The organism is Chryseobacterium sp. FW101-FHT12H09 (assembly GCF_058790395.1).
This window is the reverse complement of sequence record NZ_JBYTCP010000004.1, coordinates 647,960-671,127: the sequence shown is the minus strand read 5'-3', so window position 1 is coordinate 671,127 and position 23,168 is coordinate 647,960. Positions and strand designations below refer to the sequence as shown.

Sequence of the window (23,168 nt, the reverse complement as noted above, 5' to 3'; positions counted from 1 at the left end):
TATAAAAAGTGAAAATGAACGTAAATCATTGCATATTAATAATCTGTCTTTTCATTAGTGGCTTTTCCCCTGCACAGAAAGGAGGAAAATATAAGCTTTGGTATGACAAGCCTGCAAAACATTGGGTAGAAGCATTACCTGTTGGAAATGGAAGATTGGCGGCAATGGTTTTTGGAGATCCTTCAAAAGAAAAATTTCAGTTGAACGAAGGCACATTCTGGTCAGGTGGTCCTTCCCGAAACGATAATCCTGATGGTCCCAAAGTGTTGGATTCTATTCGTTACTATCTTTTTAATGGAAATTACAAAAGAGCTGAAACCCTTTCCAATAAAGGTTTAACGGCAAAAACACTTCACGGTTCTGCGTTTCAGAATATCGGAGATTTGAATCTTGATTTTAATAATCTTGGCGATGTTAAGGATTATTATCGTGAGCTTGATATTGAAAAAGCAATAACAACAACTACGTTTTCCTCCAACGGAACTCATTATAAAAGAGAAGTCTTTGCTTCAATTCCGGATCAGGTAATTGTGATAAAACTGAGCTCAGACAAAAAAAATGTACTGAATTTCAGTGCTGGATTCAACAGCGAATTGAAAAAAAATACGAAGGCGATTGATGCCAATACTTTGCAAATGGACGGACTTTCTTCCACATTAGACGGCGTTCAGGGTCAGGTTAAGTTTAATGCGCTGGCAAAATTCATTTCCAAAGGTGGAACCATTTCAGTTTCAGGCAACGGAATTTCTATAACCAATGCAGATGAAGTAATGATTTTGATTTCAATTGCCACCAATTTCACAGACTATAAAACTCTAAATACCGACGAAGTTTCAAAAAGTAAAAAATACATTACTCAAATCAAAAATAAAAGCTTCAATACTTTATTTAAAAATCATATCAACGCTTACCAGAAATATTTCAAAAGAGTGGATTTCAGTATCGGAACTTCTCCTGCGTCACAATTTCCTACCAATATTCGTATTAAAAATTTCGCCACCAGTTATGATCCTGAGCTTGTTTCATTATATTATCAGTTTGGACGTTATCTCCTGATTTCTTCTTCACAACCGGGTGGTCAGCCAGCCAATCTTCAGGGAATTTGGAACAATTCCAACAAACCGGCGTGGGACAGCAAATATACCATCAACATCAATACGGAAATGAATTATTGGCCTGCGGAAAAAACCAATTTGCCGGAAATGCACGAACCATTAATTCAAATGGTCAAAGATTTGAGTGTAACGGGGGCAGAAACGGCAAAAGTGATGTACAAAAGCCGTGGTTGGATAGCGCATCACAACACCGACATCTGGAGAATTACTGGTGTGGTGGATTTTGCTAATTCCGGGCAATGGCCATTGGGAAGTGCCTGGCTCTCCCAGCATCTTTGGGAAAAATATTTGTACAGCGGAGACAAAAATTATCTCAAATCCATTTATCCCGTTCTAAAATCTGCCGCCTTATTTTATGAAGATTTTCTGATTGAAGAACCGACGCACAAATGGTTGGTGGTAGGTCCGTCTATATCTCCCGAAAATATTCCGCAAGGACATCAGGGAAGTGCTTTGGCGGCAGGAAATACGATGGATAACCAGTTGATGTTTGACCTGTTCAGCAAAACAAAAAAAGCAGCACAAATTTTAAATCTAGATTCAGATAAAATTCCGGTTTGGAACAATATCATTTCCAAATTACCACCGATGAAAATCGGAAGGTATGGTCAGCTCCAGGAATGGATTGAAGACTGGGACAACCCAAAAGACAATCACAGGCACGTTTCTCATCTGTATGGATTGTTTCCCGGAAATCAAATCAATCCTCTCACAACGCCAGAACTTTTTGATGCTGCGAAAACGGTTTTAATACACCGTGGTGATGTTTCTACAGGCTGGTCGATGGGCTGGAAAATTAATCTTTGGGCTAAATTTTTAGAGGGAAATCACGCGAATAAATTAATAAAAGACCAGTTAACTTTAGTGGAAAAAGACGGTTGGAGCGAAAAAGGAGGAACCTATCCGAATTTATTCGATGCACATCCGCCGTTTCAGGTCGACGGAAATTTCGGCTGTACGTCAGGAATTACAGAAATGCTTTTACAGACACAAAACGGAAGCATCGACATTTTACCCGCACTTCCCGACGAATGGAAAAACGGAAATATTTCCGGACTGAAAACGTATGGTGGTTTTGAAGTCAGCATGGTTTGGAAAGACAATCAGGCAACTGAGGTCATCATCAAATCAAATCTTGGAGGAAATTGTAGAATCAGTGCACTTAATGAATTGGATTTAGAAGGAAAAAGCGTATTAAAAGCAGCATCGGAAAAAAATGAAAATCCTTATTTTGAAATTCCAATGATCAAAAAACCTTTGATTTCTCCTGAAGCTCAATTAAATCCAGTGAAAATAAAAGAAAGATTCATCTATGATTTGCGAACAGAAGCAGGAAGAACTTATATTTTAAAAATGAAAAAAGAACATCAATAGAAAGGGGCTTCAGGTTATTTATAAAATAGAATGGTACCAATTGACCTTAATCAAAATTTTAAGAAAGAATTTAAAATCAAATAACAATCACATAAAGAGAAAATAATGAACCAGAAAACAATGAATCCGATATTTTTAAAAAAGAAAACAACGTTGATGGCTGCTGTTGCCTTATTATCTTTTGCCAACGTTTCAGCACAGACTTTCTCAGACTTTTCCTATCATGGAAATGATAAAATATACACAAACAATCCTTTGAGAGAGGACGAATTTTATTCTCCGATTCTTCAGGGATGTTATCCGGATCCAAGTATTACCAGAAAAGGTGACAATTATTACCTGGTAAATTCTTCATTTTCAATGTTTCCGGGTGTTCCGATTTTCACATCCAAAGATCTGGTTAATTGGAAACAGCTAGGACACGTTCTGGACAGACCTTCACAGCTGAAAGTAGAAAAATCAGGCGTATCACAAGGAATTTATGCACCTGATATTAAATATAATAAGCATAATGATACTTTCTATATGATCACCACGCAGATTGCCGGCGGAATTGGAAATATGGTTGTGAAAACCAAAGATCCTGCAAAAGGATGGAGCGAAGTTCAAAAGCTGAATTTTGATGGCATCGATCCTTCGATTTTCTTTGATGATGATGGTAAAGCTTATATCGTTCACAATGATGCGCCACCAAAAGGAACTGAGCAGTATAACGGTCACCGTGTCATCAAGATGTGGGATTATGATCTGGAAAAAGATCAGGTAGTTGCAGGTTCAGACAAAATTATTGTAAACGGAGGTGTTGATCTTTCCCAAAAACCAATCTGGATAGAAGGTCCGCATTTATATAAAAAGAACGGAAAATATTATCTGATGTGTGCCGAAGGCGGAACAGGAGGTAATCACAGCGAAGTTATTTTTATGTCGGATTCTCCGAAAGGTCCGTTTGTTCCTGCGATGAATAATCCTATTTTGACACAGCGGTATTTTCCGAAAGACAGAAAAGATAAAGTAGATTGGGCGGGTCACGCCGATTTGGTTGAGAGCCCGGATGGTACATATTATGGTGTCTTTTTAGCGATTCGCCCCAATGTAAAGAACAGAGTAAACAGTGGTCGTGAAACTTTTATTCTTCCTGTTGACTGGAGCGGAACGTATCCTGTTTTTCAAAACGGACTGGTTCCGATGAAACCAAAATTAAAATTACCGGAAGGCGTAAAAGATCAGGCCGGACAAAACGGATTTTTCCCGAACGGAAACTTTACATATTCTGATAAACTGACTGATAAAAGTCTGGACTACCGATGGATCGCAATGCGCGGGCCACGTGAGAATTTCATTAGTATTTCCAAAAATGGAGTAAAAATAAATCCTTTTGAAACGAATATTAAAGCTCTTGCTCCAATTTCGGCATTATTTCACAGGTTGCAGCATGAAGACTTTGAAGCTTCTGTAATGCTGGATTTTAAGCCGAAATCAGAAAAAGAACTGGCAGGAATTACTTGCTATCAAAGTGAACGATTCAACTATGTATTCGGAATTACAAAAAAAGATAAAGATTATTATATCGTTTTGGAAAGAACTGAAAAAGGAGAATCAAAATTAATTGCCAGTGAAAAAATTTCACTTTCAAAAAGTGCCACATTACAGGTGATAGGTGAAAAAGACGAACATTATTTTAATTATTCCTTAGATGGCAAAAACTTTAAAAACCTTGGAGGTCCGGTTTCAGGAGATATTCTTTCTACTGATGTTGCAGGTGGATTTACAGGAAGCTTGATTGGTTTGTACAGCACTTCATCTAACGATATTAAACCTAACTAGATTTTAAATGAGATGATGACATTTATGGCAGCTTAATCCGCCTTCCGATCTCAATCTTTTGTCATTGCGAACAACGTGAAGCAATCTGTTGAACTTTCCATCAATCGCAATTATAAAAAGGATTTCCGCTCAAGTCGGGCTGCTTCAGGTCAACGTTCCAAACCTGTCATCCAGTGATTATTAAAAAAGTAACGCAGACATTAAATACTAAAGTTTTGAAAATTAACAAATCACTTCATATAGTTTCTTTTTATGGATTTATTGGGCTGAATCTCTTTTCGGCCCAGGTAAATCCTGCTCAAAAAGAGCAGACGACCGCCTTTACCAATCCTATTATTTGGGCTGATGCTCCGGACTTATCGGTGACCAGAAATGGTGACGATTTTTATCTCATCAGTACCACCATGCACTTAATGCCAGGAGCTCCAATAATGCATTCTAAGGATTTAGTGCATTGGGAAATGGCAAGCTATGTTTTCGATACACTGAATGATAATTCTAAGTATGATCTGCTTAACGGAACAGTGTACGGCAGGGGACAATGGGCGTCCTCTATCCGCTATCATAAAGGAAAATATTACGTTTTGTTTTCTCCGAATGATGAGCCTTTCAGATCCTATTTTTATGTAACGGACAATCCCGAAAAAGGTAACTGGAAGCTCATTACCAGAACCAGACATTTTCACGATGCTTCTTTGCTTTTTGATGATGACAACAAAGTTTATGTTTTCACTTCCAATAAAGTTTTTGAATTAAGTGCTGATTTTAAAGAGATTATCGGAAATCCAGACGGAACTGTTGTTTTTCAGAGAGATTCATCAGAAACTGGACTTCTGGAAGGTAACCAGATCATTAAAAGGAAGGGAAAATATTATATGATGATGATTTCCTGGCCTAAAGGTGAAAAACGCCGTCAGGAAGTTTACAGAGCAGATAAAGTAACCGGTCCTTATGAGAAAAAAGTGATTCTGAAAGATAATTTTCTCGGATTCTCTTACGCTGGTCAAGGCGCTTTGATTGATGATAAAAATGGCAACTGGTATTCGCTTATTTTTCAGGACAGAGGTGGAGTAGGACGTGTCCCTATTTTGATTCCTGTCCAGTGGGAAAATGACTGGCCGGTTTTGGGGAATAACGGAAAAATCCCTTTGAACGGTGAAATTCCGCTTTCGCCTTTTAAACCTAAAAATAGCATCGTAGAAAGTGATGAGTTTTCAGATAAAAAATTGAAAATCCAATGGCAATGGAATCACAATCCTATGAATGAAGCCTGGTCTTTATCTGAAAGAAAAGGATTTATAAGACTGAAAACAAGTCGTGTGGTGGATAATCTTTATGCTGCTCCAAATACTTTAACGCAAAGAATAACCGGTCCAAAATCAAGTGCTATTGTTGCGTTAGATTTAAAAGGAATGAAGGACGGTGATATTACAGGTTTCAGTGCATTTAACGGAGATTCAGGGTTGTTATCAATTGTAAAAGAAGGCAATCAGAAATTTCTGACTTTTTCTACCAATGAAGTTAGTTTAGATAATAAAACGAAAGCGATTATAGGAGTGAAAAAGGAAGAAAAAAAGCGCATTCCTTTAGCTGCGGGTATAATTTATCTTCGTATTGAAGCAGATTTTAACCTTGGAAAAGACTTGGCAGATTTCTCTTATAGCACCGACCAGAAAAACTGGACGGTTATGGAAAAAGACTATAAAATGATTTTTGATTACAGAAGGTTATTCATGGGATCTAAATTCGCGATTTTTAATTATGCCACAAAAAGTACAGGAGGTTTTGTTGATGTTGATTTTTTCAGAATTACGGATTCTTCGCTCATACAATAAGTAGTTAGATTAAGGTTGCATAGATGATGAAATATTATTTGTATAATATTTTTTTATCTAAATTAATAAGTGTAAAAAATACAAATAAAAATTATGAATAAATCAATTGCATTAGCGTTAGGTCTTATCTTATCAGTAGTGTTTATTCCCGCACAGACTTTTGATAAAATGGCCCCTCAGGGTTTTGATGTTGAAAGGAAAGAAAGTCCTCATGGGAAAATTGATACTATAACCTATGAATCAAAAACGGTGGGAACGCAGAGAAGAGCTTTGGTATATACACCTCCAGGCTTCAAAAAAAAGATTCAATATCCTGTTTTGTATCTGCTTCACGGCATTGGTGGAGACGAAAAAGAATGGTTCAGAAACGGAACACCTCAGATTATTCTTGACAATCTTTATGCTCAGGGAAAACTAACTCCCATGATTGTCGTATTACCCAATGGAAGAGCGATGAAAGACGACAGAGCGATAGGTGATATTATGTCAAAAGACAAGGTGGAAGCTTTCGCAACATTTGAAAAAGATTTACTGAATGATCTTATACCTTTCATTGAAAAAAAATATCCTGTAAAAAAAGAGAGGGAAAACCGGGCGATAGCAGGATTGTCAATGGGTGGTGGACAAACCTTGAATTTTGGTTTAGAAAATATCGACAAATTTGCTTGGGTTGGTGGCTTTTCTTCCGCCCCCAATACCAAAGAACCTCAGGAACTGCTTCCAGAGCCCACCAAAGCTAACGAACTAAAATTGCTATGGATTTCCTGCGGAGATCAGGATAGACTGATGCCTTTCAGTAGAAGGACAAGCGATTATCTGGCTCAGAATAATATTCCTCACATTTTTTATGTAGAACCGGGCGGTCACGATTTCAAAGTCTGGAAGAATGATCTGTATCTGTTTTCTCAATTGCTTTTTAAGAATATTGATCAGCAGGCAATTTCAGCTCAGTTAAGATCTGAATAAACAAAATCAGTCTGAAAAATTAATTCAAACCATGATAACAAGAATAAATTTTAAGAAAATAAAAGCATATATCATCATGGCCCCATTAGTCTTCATAACCGGGCAATATGCGAACGCGCAGTCATACAAAAAAACAGATACGGGATTAATTTTTTCTGCGGCTGATCTAAATATGGAAGTAAGATTTTACGGATCTCACACAGTACGGATCATTAAATATCCTGCAGGAAAATCATTTGTGAAAAAAAGTTGGTCAGTAACCAAGCAGGAACAAAGAATAAAATTTACTGTTGCAGAAAAGAAAGATATTTTATTAGTAAAAACGGATGCTTTAAAAATATCCATTAATACAAAAAACGGAGAGATAGATTATACCACATTATCGGGAAAACAGCTTCTGAAAGAAAAAGAGTGTGATTTTAAATCTTTTAATGATGCCGGGCAACAAACTTATTCAGTAACCCAGTCTTTTCAGTTGGAAAAAGATGAGCCTATTTATGGCTTGGGTATCCTTCAAAACGGAAAATTATCCCAACGGAATCAGGACATCAGAATGGTGCAGAACAATACCTGGGATTTTGTGCCTTTCTTCCAGTCTGTAAAAGGTTACGGCATTTTTTGGGATAATGAGTCTCCGACTCAGTTTACCGATAATATTCTGAAAACATCATTTTCTTCTGAAGTAGGAGAAGGGGTGGATTACTATTTTATGTATGGAGGAAATGCTGATGGAGTAGTTGCTTCAATGCGTGAGCTTACCGGAAATGTCTCCATGTCCCCATTATGGACATACGGTTTTTGGCAAAGTAAAGAACGCTATAAAAGTCAGAGTGAGATTGTTGATGTCGTAAAAAAATATCGTGATTTGAAAGTTCCTTTAGATGGAATTATTCAGGATTGGCAATATTGGGGAAACAATTACCAGTGGAATGCGATGGATTTTATTAGCCCGGATTTTCCTGATGCTAAAAAAATGATTACTGACATCCACGGAATGAATGCGCATTTGTCTGTTTCCATCTGGTCATCATTCGGTCCGATGACCAATCCTTACCGTGAAATGGATAAAAAAGGAATGCTTTTTAATTTCAAAACATGGCCGGAATCTGGAAGAGAAGTCTGGCCTCCTGATATGAATTATCCTTCCGGAGTGCGTGTTTACGATGCTTATAATCCGGAAGCCAGAGATATTTATTGGAAATATCTGAACAAAGGTGTTTTCAGCCTTGGCGTAGACAGCTGGTGGATGGATTCTACTGAACCAGATCATCTCAGCCAGAAGCCGGAAGATTTAGACACACAAACATATTTAGGCTCTTTCAGAAAGGTAAGAAATGCTTATCCATTAATGGCTATTGGTGGTGTTTATGACCATCAGCGTGCTACAACAAGTGACAAAAGAGTATTCATTCTTACAAGGTCAGCATATGCAGGCCAGCAAAGATACGGAGCCAATACCTGGTCTGGGGATGTTAATTCTTCGTGGGAATCTTTACGAAATCAGGTTCCTGCGGGTCTGAATTTTACCCTCACCGGAAACCCTAATTTCAATTCGGACATCGGTGGTTTTTTTGCAGGAACATATAAAAAAGGCTGGAATGAAAGTTCAGGATCAAAAAATCCTATGTTTCAGGAATTGTATGTACGCTGGCTACAATACGGAACATTTACCCCAATGATGCGGTCACATGGAACAGATGTTCCGAGAGAAATCTATCAGTTCGGAAAAAGAGGAGAGCCTGTATATGATGCCATTGAAAAATTTATTAGATTAAGATACAGTTTACTGCCTTATATCTATTCCGTTTCGTGGGATGTTTCTAAAAATCAGTCAAGTTTTATGAGAATGCTTGCAATGGATTTTTCAGCAGATAAAAAGACTTGGAACATGAATAGTGAATATATGTTCGGGAAATCCTTCTTGGTTATTCCTATACTGAATGCACAATATACTCCCGAGAAAATTCTGAAAACCAACGAACAGAACGGCTGGGATAAAAAAGAGGAAACTAAAAAAGGACCTTCTGCTACTGATGTAGATTTCACCCAGAATAAAACTGTGAAAGTCTATCTTCCATCCGGTTCTATATGGTACGACTACTGGACCAATACAAAATACAAGGGCGGACAAGAAATCGAAAAAACAGTCAATATCCATAGCATCCCATTGTATATAAAAGATGGAAGCATTATTCCATTTGGCCCCGATGTCCAGTATGCTACAGAAAAGAAATGGGATAATTTAACCTTGAAAGTTTATCCAGGTTCAGATGCAGATTTTATCTTATATGAAGACGAATTTGACAATTATAATTACGAAAAAGGAGATTACACGGAAATACCAATGCATTGGAATAACAAATCCCATACACTTACCATAGATAGCCGCAAAGGAAAGTATAAAGGAATGATTGAAAAAAGAAACTTCAATATTATTCTTCCGGATGGCCGGCAGAAAACGGTGGCTTATTCGGGTAGAAATATTAAAGTGGAGTTCTAAAATAAAATAATTAAACTCTTAAAATACCAAAATGAGGTAGATTATTAACGATTAATGAAAGATACTCAATTATGATAAAGAAAATACTTTTAAAATATATTTTAAATATCGGATTACTATTTGCCGGTTCGTGGCTTTCTGCACAAAATCCCATTATTCAGACCAAATTCACAGCTGATCCGGCCCCAATGGTTTATAAGGATACTGTTTTTCTGTACACCAGTCACGATGAAGATGATGCATTCGGATTTAAAATGAAAGACTGGCTGCTATATACTTCAACCGATATGGTCAACTGGACCGATCACGGTATTGTAGCTTCTCTAAAAGATTTTAAATGGGCTGATCCCGAAAACGGAGCGTGGGCACCTCAGGTTATAGAAAGAAATGGTAAATTTTATATGTATTGCCCGATGCCGGGACAAAGAGGAATCGGAGTTTTGGTGGCAAACAGTCCGTATGGTCCTTTTAAAGATCCTATAGGCAAACCGCTTGTAAAAAATTCAAGTGACGATATCGATCCGACCGTCCTCATTGATGAGGATGGACAGGCCTATTTGTACTGGGGAAATCCAAATTTATGGTATGTAAAACTGAATAATGACATGATTTCTATTGACGGACCAATGGTAAAGGACCCATCGATTGCTAAAGTGAAGGGTACTCCCGATCCTTTTCATTATCAGGAAGGTCCCTGGGCTTGGAAACGCAACGGAAATTATTATATGGCATATGCATCAACCTGCTGTCCTGAAGGAATCGGTTATGCAATGGGAAAGTCATCAACCGGGCCATGGGAATTCAAGGGAATGATTATGGACAGCGATAAACGATCCAACGGAAATCACCCAGGAATTATTGATTACAAAGGAAAATCTTATGTTTTCGGTTTCAATTACAATCTAGGGAAACAGACAATAAGCAAACACTATGAGCGCCGTTCCATCTGTATAAGCGAACTGATTTACAATGCTGATGGTACCATTCAAAAGTTACCGTTTTGGAATCCGGAAGGTGTACAAAGAATGGCAGTTTTAAATCCATACAATAAAGTTGAAGCGGAAACCATTGCTTACAGTGAAGGTTTAAAAACCGAAAAAATGACCGAATGGGAAAGGAACAATCCCTATGATACCGGTAAAAAAATAACTGATCGTCTTGTTGTTTCATGGATCAACAATGGAGATTATATCAAAGTTCAAGGGGTTGATTTTTCGAAAGGAACAAAATTCCTGGAAGTATCGGTTGCCTCAATAAGTGGCGGAAGTATAGAAATACACACTGATACTCTTGATGGACCTCTATTAGGGACTGTTGAGATAACGGGAAAAGCCGAAGGCGATCTCTTCAAAACGATTAAATCCCCAGTAAAAAACATAAAAGGCGTTCATGATGTGTACTTTATATTTAAAGGAAACAAAGAACTTTTCTACTTCGATTGGTGGAAGTTTAGTTCAAATTAAAGTGTTTATCGTTTAGCTTAAACTAAAGTGATCTGATATTAGAAAAAATAATGGTTAAATAGAAATGTTTAAAATGAAAAATAATACCATAAAACTTATAATAAGTAGTTTGTTGACGGGTTATACAGGACTTGTAACTGCTCAAAACCCTATCGTTCAGACTGCCTATACCGCAGACCCTGCTCCGATGGTTTACAATGATCGTTTATATGTTTATACAACACATGATGAAGACGATTCTACATGGTTTACCATGAACAACTGGAAAGTGTTTTCTACCAATGATATGATTAACTGGACAGACCACGGCGTTATCCTTTCCTACAATGATTTCGATTGGGCAAAACGTGATGCGTGGGCAGCACAGTGCATCGAAAGAAACGGGAAATTTTTCATGTATGTGCCGATGATCAGCAAGACAAATAATAAGGGAGCAATTGGTGTTGCTGTTGCCGATAATCCATTTGGACCATTTCATGATCCTTTGGGAAAACCGCTTGTTCAGAGTGAATGGGGTGATATAGATCCTACCGTTTTTCTTGATGATGGTCAGGCGCATATGTATTGGGGAAATCCGAAGCTTAAATATGTAAAGTTGAATGAAAATATGATTTCCTATTCCGGTGATATTGTTGAGGTTCCGATGACAGAAGAATCTTTTGGTAAAAGAGAAGGAAATCCCGAAAGACCAACAAAATATGAGGAAGGTCCGTGGCTGTACAAACGTAAAAACTTGTACTATCTTTTCTGGCCTGGAGGCCCGCTTCCAGAATTTATCGGCTATTCCACAAGCAAAAGTGCGCAGGGTCCTTGGAAATATGGCGGAACCATAATGCCTGCGGAAGGAAAATCTTTTACCAATCATCCCGGAGTTATTGATTTCAGAGGAAAAACATATTTTTTCTACCACAATGGTGCGTTGCCAGGTGGAAGTGGATTTACAAGATCGGTAAGTGTTCAGGAGCTTAATTTTAATACAGACGGTTCTATTTCACCTTTTAAAATGACCAACGGTATTACAGAAGCCATTGCAACCATTAATCCTTATTCATTTAATCAGGCGGAAATGATAGCCTGGTCAGAGAATGTAAAATCTTATCAAAACAAAACAGCGGGAGTTTTCATCAAAGCAAAGAAAAATGGTGCTTATACAAGCGTAAAAAATGTTGATTTTGGAAAAGAAGGTGCACAATCATTTTCTGCAAGAGTAGGGACTACGCATAACAGCAGTGTTACGATGGAGGTTCGTTTAGATAGTGTAAGTGGACCAATAGCCACAACCATAAAAGTTCCGCTAACAGGTGGTGACGACCGCTTTGAAACGGTCACTATTAATATATCCAGCAAAATTACAGGCATTCATAATCTTTATTTTGTGTGTAATGGCAAAGCGGAAAAAGATATAATGTTTTTCGATTATTGGATGTTTTCAAAATAAATTAAAATGAAAAAAGCAACACTCCTATTTCTGTCATTAATAATTTTCTGTCTTTTATCACAAGTTAAAGCACAGATTGCCGAGATTTCAAGTCCGGACGGCAAGCTGAAGCTGAATGTATTTTTGGAAGAGGGAAAAGCATTATACTCTGTGACTTTTCAGGAAAAAACAAGGATAGATAAATCTCCGTTGGGTTTAATTACCAACGAATCGGATTTTTCTAAAAATTTAAAATTCATCAACTATAAAATGAATTTAATTTCCAAAAAATATAACAATGAAAAAATCAAAAAATCAGAGATTCAGTATAAAGCGAATGCGTTGACTGTTAATTTTATGAATAAAGATCAGTTCGACATTTCAATTGAGTTTCAGGTCAGCGATAATAATGTTGCATTCCGTTATGAAATTCCTCCAATGAAAGACCGTTTCAGCGCTGTTGTACAATCAGAAATTACGGGATATAGATTTCCAGATCAAACGACGACCTTTCTCTCACCGATGATGAAGCCGATGACCGGATTTGCCCGAACAGCACCGAGCTATGAAAGCGGATATAAGGCGGATGCGGAATTAGGGGTTAAAGCCGATTACGGTTATGTTTTCCCTGGGCTCTTTCATGTCGGAAACGATGGCTGGGTCTTACTTTCGGAGACAGGAGTAAATAGTTTATACTGCGCTTCACACCTCAATACCACTTCAGAAAAAAATCTTTATCAGGTTGCGTATCCGCATATGGCAGAAAATAACGGTTTCGGAAGTTCGGGAGCTGCGATTTCTCTTCCTGGAAAAACACCATGGAGAACGATTACGATTGGAGATTCGTTGAAACCAATTGTGGAAACTACTGTTCCTTTTGATTTGATAGAACCGCTTTACGAGCCTTCACAAAAATATCAGTTCGGACGTTCTACCTGGAGCTGGATTCTATGGCAGGACAACAGTATGAATTACGATGATCAGACAAAATTTATTGATTTAGCGTCAACTCTTAATTATGAGTTTATTCTGATTGATGCGCTATGGGATAAAAATATAGGGAAAGACAAAATGAAAGAACTTATTCAGTATGCAAAGTCTAAAAATGTGAGTGTCATGCTTTGGTACAATTCCAATGGAGCTGCCAATGATGCACCAATGGGACCGAGAAATAAGATGAGCAGCTCTGTCGAACGCAAAAAAGAAATGAAGTGGCTGCAGGAATCTGGTATAAAAGGCTTGAAGGTCGATTTCTTTGGAGGAGATAAACAGGAAACAATGCGTCTGTACGAAGATATTTTATCTGATGCCAACGATTTTGGATTAACAATTATTTTCCATGGTGCCACTTTACCGAGAGGATGGGAAGTAATGTACCCGAATTATGCCGGAAGTGAAGCCGTTCTAGCTTCGGAAATGCTTTATTTTTCGGAAGAGGTACGTAAGCAGGAAGCTTTTTTTGCCACATTACATCCCTTTATCCGAAATACGGTCGGAAGTATGGAATTTGGAGGGACATTTCTCAATAAATTTTTAACCAAATCCAACAAAGAAAAAAACAGAAGGTTGACCACGGATGGATTTCAGTTAGCCACTGCTGTCCTTTTTCAGAATCCCATTCAGATGTTTGCCATAATGCCAAATAACCTAACTGATGCGCCGAAATTCCAGCTTGATTTTATCAAAGATATTCCGACACTTTGGGATGAGACGGTTTTTATCGATGGCTATCCTGGAAAATATTCGGTGATCGCAAGAAGACATCAGAATAAATGGTATGTCGCAGGAGTGAATGCAGAAAAAAAACCTAAAAAACTTAAACTGAACCTTCCGATGTTGGCAGACAAAAAGGTTGAACTTATCAATGACAATCATTCTGAAACGACTTTTATAAAACAGATTTCCATCAATAAAAAAGGAGTATACGAAATTGAAATTCAGCCGAATGGTGGATTTGTATTGAAGAATTAATGCGGGAATAATTGGGGCAGCTTTATCTTCCTGAGTTTATCCTGAGCTTGTGGAAGGCCCCAGTCTTTTTGTTTAATCAAAACAAAAAGGATTTCCGCTCAAATCGAGGAATGAGATTCGCCGATTTTAAAAAAAATAAGAAATAGAGAGGCACTTCGGCTGCGTAAGATTCGCAACTGATCGAATTAAATTTAAACCTATAAAGTTCAATAAGATAAAAGATAGAGATTATGAACAGATTACCAATACTATTTCTCTTTGTACTATTGTTTGGTGCTTGTTGTCATCTACAGGCAACCGAACGTTTTATCACAACAGAAAAAACCAATGATGCCATTCTTCTGAAAGATAAATCAGTCAGAATCTCATTATATGCAAAGGCTCAGATGGATGCAGGAATTATGAGGGCGGTAAAAAACCTGCAAACAGATTTTCAGAAAGTAACAGGTGAACAGCCCAATATACTGAATCAGATTTCCGGGGTCAATTCTCCTTTAATTATCATCGGAACCATTGGAACAAAATCGGTGATCGATGACTTAATTAAACAAAAAAAGATCGACGGGAAATCATTAACCGGAAAAACAGAAAAATATATTATCCAAAATATCAGCAATCCATTTCCGGGAGTTTCGGAAGCCATTGTGATTGCAGGAAGCGATAAAAGAGGAACCATTTATGGCATTTACGAAGTGTCGAAGCAGATTGGCGTTTCGCCATGGAATTACTGGGCTGATGTTCCGGTTGAAAAGAAAGAAAATTTATATTTCAAAAAAGGAATATACACCGATGGAGAACCTGGCGTAAAATACCGTGGAATTTTTCTGAATGATGAAGAACCTTCGCTTGGCAGTTGGGCACGAGCAACTTTTGGCGGGATTAATTCAAAATTTTATGAAAAAGTTTTTGAACTGATCCTTCGTCTGAAAGGCAATTACCTTTGGCCTGCCATGTGGGGAAAAGCATTTTACGACGATGACCCTTTGAGCGGACCTTTAGCTAATGAAATGGGAATTGTAATGGGAACTTCGCATCATGAACCGATGGCTCAGGCACAGACTGATTGGCACCGATATATCAAAAGAAATAATTTGCCTAATGTGTGGGATTATTCTAAAAACGCCAAAGTATTACAGGAATTCTGGAAAGCGGGAATCATGAGAAGTGAAAACTGGGAAAAACTCGTTACTGTTGGAATGCGCGGCGATGGTGATGAAGCAATGGGAGAGGGAACGAATATTTCTTTACTGGAAAGTATAGTAGAGGACCAGCGCAAAATCATTGCTAATGTCACTGGAAAAAAAGCTGACAAAACACCTCAGGTTTGGGCTTTGTATAAAGAAGTTCAGGATTACTATGATAAAGGAATGAGAGTTCCGGATGATGTTATTCTACTGTTTTGTGACGATAACTGGGGCAATGTGAGAAAGCTTCCGGACCTTTCGAAGCCTTTGCATAAAGGGGGTTACGGAATGTATTATCATTTCGATTATGTAGGCGGACCGAGAAATTCTAAGTGGATCAATATCAGTCCGATTCAACGGGTTTGGGAGCAGATGAATCTTTCGTACGAACATAAAGTAGATAAAGTTTGGGTGGTCAACGTGGGTGACTTAAAACCAATGGAATTTCCGATCAGCTTTTTCCTGGAAATGGCGTGGAATCCGAAACAATTTAATTCTAAAAACCTTTTGGAATATACCGAAAAATGGGCTGCACAGCAGTTTGGAGAAAAACATTCAAAGGAAATTGCCAGAATGATTAACCTGTATGCAAAATACAATCGCAGAGTAACTCCGGAAACGCTTGACAGTAAAACATTCAGTCTTGAGAATTATGATGAATTTGAAATGGTATTGAATGACTACAGAGCGTTGGCATTAGATGCATTACGTTTGAAAGACCAGATTCCGGCAGAATATCAGGATGCCTATTATCAGTTGGTTCTATACCCGATCGACGCGTGCAGCAATTTATATGAAATGTATTACGCTGTTGCCAAAAACAAGGAACTGGCAGCTAAAAAAGATATTCAGGCCAACTTCTATGCTGATAAAGTGAAAGATTGTTTTGAAAGAAATGCTTATCTCGACAATAAATATAACAATGAGATTTCCGGAGGAAAATGGACGCATATGATGGATCAAATGAAGATAGGATATAAAGCCTGGTTTGACGGAAAAATAAATATAATGCCTGAAGTGACTTATGTTTCCCAGGCAAACGTACTGAAAGAAAAAGTATTTGCAGAAAGAAGCGGGTATGTTTCTATTGAAGCGGAAAACTTTGCGAGGATGAATAATTCAGACAGGATTCATTGGGAAGTGATCCCTGATTTCGGCAAAACAAAATCAGGAATTACGACTTTTCCACAAAACGCCTATCCTCAATCCGATGAAAATATTTATCTGGAATATGATATTAATTTTGAATCCAAAGGAGAATTTGAAGTTCAGCTTTTGTTGGCACCAACTTTAAATTTTAATCATAATAAAGGATTGCGTTATGAGATTTCATTTGATGGAGAAAAACCCGAGACCGTTAATTTTAATGGACATTACCGTGGAGAATTGGGGAAATGGCAGTCGGAACAAATCATTAAATCAGTGACGAAACATCAGATTTTGCAACCAGGCAAACATACGTTGAGATTTAGGGTTCTGGAGCCGGGAATTGTTTTAGAGAAAATACTTATTGATACAGGAAGTCTTAAACCAAGTTACCTGGGAGCTCCTCAAAGTGATTATTCAGAAAAATAAATGAAGAGCGTAATTGTTGAAAATTGATGATGGTGAATTTTATGAAGGGATAATTTTCAGAGAGAAGCTGAAATAACGACTTAACAATCATCATAATCTATTCATTAGACACATTTAACACCACAATTTAACAACTTATTACTATGAAAAAAATCTTCAAATTAATACTTGTAATGATTATAGGTATTGCAATTTCAGTACAGCTGAATGCACAAAATGTGCAGGCAAAAGTAAAAATTGATAAGAATATTGCTTATCAGAAAATTACAGGTTTCGGCGGTTTTGTTTGTAGTCCACAGTTTGGGTACAATCATATGACTACCACAGAGATCCAAAAACTCTGGGGTGCAGGGAGTGAAGGAGGGTATAATATAATGCGCCTTTATATTCCCGAGCAAAGCAGCAATTGGAGCACTGCTCTTGCAACGGCCCAGCTGGCTAAATCAATGGGTCTTACCATTTTTGCCAGTCCATGGACAATGCCGGCAGCATGGAAAACCAATAACCATGTCAATGCTGTTTATACTGATCCAAACGGTGTCCAGCAAATAGGCTATCTGAAACCTGAAAATTATCAGGATTATGCTTTGTATCTCAACAATTTTGTAACTTATATGCAAAATAATGGGGTAACATTAGATTACATATCTATACAAAATGAGCCCGATGAAATGGCACAGTATCAAGGGTGTATCTGGACTCCGACACAAATAGCCACCTTTGTTAAAAATTATGGACATCTCATCAATTGCAAGGTAATAGCACCCGAAAGTGTTGGTTTTACAGATAATTTTGCCAATGCATTTTTGGATCCTGCGGTGATGGCTAACTTTGAGGTGTACGGAGGTCATCAATATGGCTCAATGCAGTCTGTGTACAAGCAGTTTCAAAATTATAACAAAGAAATATGGCAGACAGAATATCTGATCAATTGGAACTCATCAAGTAGTTCAGCTCCACGAGATTTTGCCTGGAATACGGATGGTTTCACTTTTGCAAGAAGTGTTAATAATGCATTGCTTGGAAATGTAAATGCATGGATTCATTATAGCTCTAAAAGGTACTATGGTCTTATGGGAGACGGCTCATACGGAACAGTTTCCGGGGACATGACCAAAAGAGGATATATTCTATCTCAATATGCTAAAAATACAACGGGAAAAACAAGGATAGATGCAAAATGGGAAACCTCCGGTGGAACATTGGAAGGATCTTCTTATATCTCGCTGGACGGAAACCAGATCACCCTTGTTGTTATCAATTCTTCTTCCAGCACGTATGATCTTAAAGTTGATCTGCCATTCTTTACTACTTCAGGGACACAGACAACCACATCACAATCCTTGAATATGGCCTCATCACCTTTCTCTTTCAATACGGCGAGCTTCCGTCCGACGGTTCAGGTGAGCCCTTCTAGTGTAATGACTTTTGTTTTTAATAAAAGCGGTGACAGACCAATATCCTTAATGACGGGCGGTGATGTTCATTATAATAAAATTGAAACTCAGATTCCAACCAATTCAGCGTTTGGTATTAATTACCAGCTTAGCGGAAAGACAGTTACCTTCTATAATTCCACCCCATTGATAAGCTCAAATACAGATGCTACCAGTGGATATTTAAATCTTGATGACCGTTACAACAAGTTAGTTTTTAATATACTGAATTATACCACAACCAATTTGCCGACTTCTTCCAATACGACGCTGTATTATGTAGATGCTAATGGGACAGTAAGATCTTATAATTACGGCAGTATAGCATTTCCTGCTCCGGGCTCCGGAAGTTTCGATCTGGTATTTGATATATCAAGAACGGTTCTTCCGTATGGCTGCAAGGGAATTATTGGGCTTCGAAGCGGAAATTACAGCTCAATTCTCACCCTCACTCTTGGTGATGTTTATTTCAATGTTGGTAATGAAAGAGCTTCAAAATTTGCAGCAGCTTACTCGCTTACAGACAGCAATCTTACGGATGCTCTGGAAAATGAATATTATACATCCATTGATTTCAGAGATGTTACAGGAAACACATCGGCAGATACTTGGAACAGTGGTTCTTCCAATCGTAACAGTATTTTTTATATTAACGGAAGTGTCAGTAACAATAATATAAATGTAATTTCAGGCAATTCCTGTCAGAATCTGACTCTTTCGGATTTGGGTAAAGATTTTCAGGTGCCTTTTGGCTTTACAGCAAGTTCTGCAAAATATACTAGAACTTTCAATGGATATGGGATCGTACTTTTACCTTTTCAGGCAGCCATTCCATCGGGAGTTACAGCATATATGATGCAGCCAGGTTTCGGAAGTGTTGTTTGCACGCAGATTTCCAATGGTATCATTCCTGCCAATGTTCCTGTATTAATCAATGCTACAGGAAGCAAAACATTCACAGGATCAGGTGCTGTATCTACACCAAAAGCAATTACGATCAATCAGATAAATGGTGTTTATCAGTCTGTAAAAGTAGCTGCGGGAGGATATGTACTGAAAACAGAAAGCGGGGTTACAGGATTTTATAAAGTAACAGCTGGTAATGAACCAACAGTCGGTTCGTTTCAGGGATATCTTACTGAAAACAACGTGTACACAAATAACCTTCTCCCTTTGAGCTTTGCTACACTTAAAGTAAGCAGTGTAGTAGAAGCGAAAAATGATATTATTTTGTATCCAAATCCCGCTAGAAATGAAATTTTTGTTGATTGGAAGTCATCTGATGCCGTATATTCAATTAGTGATGCAAGAGGAGGTACAGTTTCTTATCATACAAAACTTAGCCGTGGTAAAAACAGAATTGATATTTCAAAACTTCCTTCAGGTGTATATTTTATTGAAATTTCCGGTTTAGAGGAAAGCATCAAAACTAAATTTATAAAACAATAATTTCATTCATATTTAATGAGAATATGCTTTCTCACAAAGTTACCGGTTTATTCCGGTGACTTTTTTTCTTTATCATTTATAATTAAGTGTAATATATACATTTATTCAAAATAGAATCTTATATTTGTCTTTATCGCATTGTAAAACCATATTTAAAGGTAATATTTAGCACGTTTTAATGAAAAATTGCTTTAAAATCAATCATATGAATAAAATTTTATCAACCATATCAGTCATAGTTTGTGTGTTTAGTTCTGCTCAGAATTATAAATATCCGTTTCGAAATCCAAGTCTGCCGGTTGAGCAAAGGATTGAAAACCTTCTGGGATTGTTAACAGTGGATGAAAAAATCGGAATGATGATGGATAATTCCAAAGCCGTTCCCAGATTGGAAATCCCGGCTTATGGTTGGTGGAATGAGGCACTTCATGGGGTAGCTAGGGCTGGAACCGCTACCGTTTTCCCTCAGGCGATCGGATTGGCAGCAACCTGGGATGTTCCGGAACACCTCAAAACTTTTGAAATGATTTCTGACGAAGCCCGTGCCAAATACAATAAATCTTTTGATGAGGCGAGCAAAACCGGGCGTTACGAAGGTCTTACCTTTTGGACTCCGAACATTAATATTTTCAGAGATCCGCGATGGGGAAGAGGTCAGGAGACATACGGAGAAGATCCTTATTTAACCTCTGTTTTAGGTGTTGCTGCTGTAAAAGGTTTGCAGGGAAATGATCCTAGATATTTTAAAACCCACGCCTGTGCCAAGCATTTTGCGGTTCACAGCGGTCCGGAATGGAACAGACATTCCTACAATGCCGAAATCTCGAAAAGAGATCTTTATGAAACCTATCTGCCGGCTTTCAAAGCGTTGGTTCTGGAAGGAAATGTAAGAGAGGTGATGTGTGCGTATAATGCATTCGACGGTCAGCCTTGTTGCGCGAATAATACTTTGCTTAATGAAATTCTTCGCGGCAAATGGAAATATGATGGTATGGTGGTTTCAGATTGTTGGGCTTTGGCAGATTTTTATCAGGAAAAATACCATGGAACACACCCCGATGAAAAAACAAGCGCTGCAGATGCATTAAAACATTCAACAGATCTGGAATGCGGGGATACTTATAATAATCTTAATAAATCTCTGACAAGTGGATTAATTAAAGAAAAAGATCTTGACATTTCTATGCGAAGAATTCTGAAAGGATGGTTTGAGTTGGGAATGCTGGATCCTAAATCTTCCGTTCACTGGAACAATATTCCTTATTCTACTATAGATTCTAAAGAACACAGAGAGCAGGCATTGAAAATGGCTCAAAAGTCTATTGTACTGATGAAAAATGAAGGAAATGTCCTTCCTTTAAATAAAAATATTAAAAGAATTGCCGTTGTAGGTCCCAATGCTGATGACGGAATTATGCAGCTTGGAAACTACAACGGAACGCCTTCTTCAACGGTTACGATTTTAAGTGGAATTAAAGCTAAATTTCCTAATGCTGAAATCATCTATGAAAAAGGAAGCGAAGTAGCAGATCCATCGTCCAGAACATCTCTTTACCAGAATTTTGTAAGCCAGAAGAATGGTGAAAAGGGAATGAAGGTAGAGTTTTTTAATAATAATGAATGGAAAGAAAAGCCGGTCAATACTTCAACTAATAAAACAGGAATTACCTACAACAGTTTTGGCGGAACCCAGCTTGCTCCGGGAGTTGCCAGAGAAAATACTTCGGCAATAATATCCGGTGTTTTTAAAAGCACTTATTCCGGTGAGGTGATATTTTCTGCTTCAACATCAGATATTTATACACTTGTGATCGATGGAAAAGAAATTGCAACAAGAAAAGGTCCCGATGCAAGGCATCCTTCGGAATTTCCGGTGAAAATGGAGAAAGGAAAAGAATATCAGGTTGAGCTTCGGCACAGCCAGAAAGGGAAATATGTTAGTATTGGTTTTGAAGTGTACCGAAAAGATCCGGTGAATTTTAATTCAGTAAAAGAAAAAGTAAAAGAGGCTGATGTAATTGTTTTTGTCGGCGGACTTTCTCCAAGCCTTGAAGGGGAAGAAATGATGGTTAATGCAGAAGGTTTTAAAGGAGGTGATAAAACTTCAATAGAGCTTCCGAAAGTTCAGCGTCAATTGCTGGCTGAGCTTAGAAAAACAGGAAAACCTGTTGTGTTCGTTCTGTGTACGGGAAGTGCGCTTGGTTTGCAACAGGACGAAAAGAATTATGATGCTCTAGTGAATGCTTGGTATGGTGGACAATCCAGCGGAACAGCAGTGGCAGATGTTCTTGCTGGAGACTATAATCCTTCCGGAAAATTACCTATTACTTTTTACAGGAATCTTGAGCAATTGGATAATGCACTTTCAACAACAAGCAAGCATCAGGGTTTTGAGAATTATGATATGAAGGGAAGAACGTATCGTTATATGACCGAAGATCCTTTATACTCATTCGGTCATGGTTTAAGCTACTCAAAGTTTATTTATGGGAATGCTGAATTGAGCAAAAAAAATATCAATTCAAATGAAAATATTACGATAACAATTCCAGTTACCAATACTTCAGAAATAGACGGCGAAGAAGTGGTGCAGGTGTATGTGAAAAGAAATAACGATGTTTTGGCACCCATAAAAACTTTAAGAGCTTTTGAAAAAGTTTTGATTAAAGCAAAAGAAACAAAAAATATTCAGCTAAAGATCTCTGAAGAGTCTTTTAAATTTTACGATGAAAAAGCAGATGATTTAATTTTAAAATCAGGAGACTATACTGTTTTGTATGGCGGAACTTCAAAAAATTCAGAACTAAAAAGTCTTGAGTTGAAAGTCCAATAAATTTTTTTTAAAAATATGATTATCCACAATTTGAAGTAATTGAAAAGTCTTAATGAATTTTGCTGAGCAGGCCATTTTTTGCCTCTGATTTTATAAAATATAAAGGAATCAGCGAATTTCATTTGCAAGTTTAAAAGCAATTGTCATTTGAGAAAGATTTGTGCTAAAAAGCATTATTTCTAAAAATGGGCATTCAAAAAAAAATAAAATCTAATCAATTTCAAAA

11 protein-coding genes are annotated in these 23,168 nt (G+C 37.6%); all 11 read left to right on the top strand.

Features of this window, described 5'->3' with window-relative positions:
* Positions 1 to 14 precede the first annotated feature (14 nt).
* Entirely contained in the window at positions 15 to 2,489 is a 2,475-nt protein-coding gene (locus AC3WRL_RS18485) for a glycoside hydrolase family 95 protein (RefSeq protein WP_492330953.1), read from the top strand.
* A 105-nt stretch (positions 2,490 to 2,594) separates the two neighbouring features.
* Complete coding sequence (locus AC3WRL_RS18480) at positions 2,595 to 4,313, top strand: glycoside hydrolase family 43 protein (protein ID WP_214825985.1); 1,719 nt, start codon at positions 2,595 to 2,597, stop codon at positions 4,311 to 4,313.
* A 215-nt stretch (positions 4,314 to 4,528) separates the two neighbouring features.
* The gene (locus AC3WRL_RS18475; RefSeq protein ID WP_492330952.1) at positions 4,529 to 6,148 is read left to right on the top strand and encodes a glycoside hydrolase family 43 protein; all 1,620 of its coding nucleotides are present in this window, start codon (positions 4,529 to 4,531) and stop codon (positions 6,146 to 6,148) included.
* Between the two features lie 93 nt (positions 6,149 to 6,241).
* A complete protein-coding gene (locus AC3WRL_RS18470) occupies positions 6,242 to 7,114 on the top strand; it encodes an alpha/beta hydrolase (protein WP_214825981.1) in 873 nt (290 codons plus the stop codon).
* Between the two features lie 31 nt (positions 7,115 to 7,145).
* Positions 7,146 to 9,614, top strand: a complete 2,469-nt coding sequence (locus tag AC3WRL_RS18465) for a glycoside hydrolase family 31 protein (RefSeq protein ID WP_492330951.1) — start codon at positions 7,146 to 7,148, stop codon at positions 9,612 to 9,614.
* Between the two features lie 71 nt (positions 9,615 to 9,685).
* Positions 9,686 to 11,077, top strand: a complete 1,392-nt coding sequence (locus tag AC3WRL_RS18460; protein WP_492330950.1) for a glycoside hydrolase family 43 protein — start codon at positions 9,686 to 9,688, stop codon at positions 11,075 to 11,077.
* 73 nt (positions 11,078 to 11,150) lie between these two features.
* On the top strand, positions 11,151 to 12,515 hold the full coding sequence (locus AC3WRL_RS18455; RefSeq protein ID WP_492330949.1) for a glycoside hydrolase family 43 protein: 1,365 nt from the start codon (positions 11,151 to 11,153) through the stop codon (positions 12,513 to 12,515).
* A gap of 6 nt (positions 12,516 to 12,521) precedes the next feature.
* Positions 12,522 to 14,465, top strand: a complete 1,944-nt coding sequence (locus AC3WRL_RS18450) for a glycoside hydrolase family 97 protein (RefSeq protein ID WP_492330948.1) — start codon at positions 12,522 to 12,524, stop codon at positions 14,463 to 14,465.
* 230 nt (positions 14,466 to 14,695) lie between these two features.
* Complete coding sequence (locus tag AC3WRL_RS18445; protein ID WP_261511842.1) at positions 14,696 to 17,224, top strand: glycosyl hydrolase 115 family protein; 2,529 nt, start codon at positions 14,696 to 14,698, stop codon at positions 17,222 to 17,224.
* A 143-nt stretch (positions 17,225 to 17,367) separates the two neighbouring features.
* Entirely contained in the window at positions 17,368 to 20,109 is a 2,742-nt protein-coding gene (locus AC3WRL_RS18440; RefSeq protein ID WP_492330947.1) for a T9SS type A sorting domain-containing protein, read from the top strand.
* A gap of 205 nt (positions 20,110 to 20,314) precedes the next feature.
* Complete coding sequence (locus AC3WRL_RS18435) at positions 20,315 to 22,942, top strand: glycoside hydrolase family 3 C-terminal domain-containing protein (RefSeq protein ID WP_492330946.1); 2,628 nt, start codon at positions 20,315 to 20,317, stop codon at positions 22,940 to 22,942.
* The last annotated feature ends 226 nt before the right edge of the window (positions 22,943 to 23,168 follow it).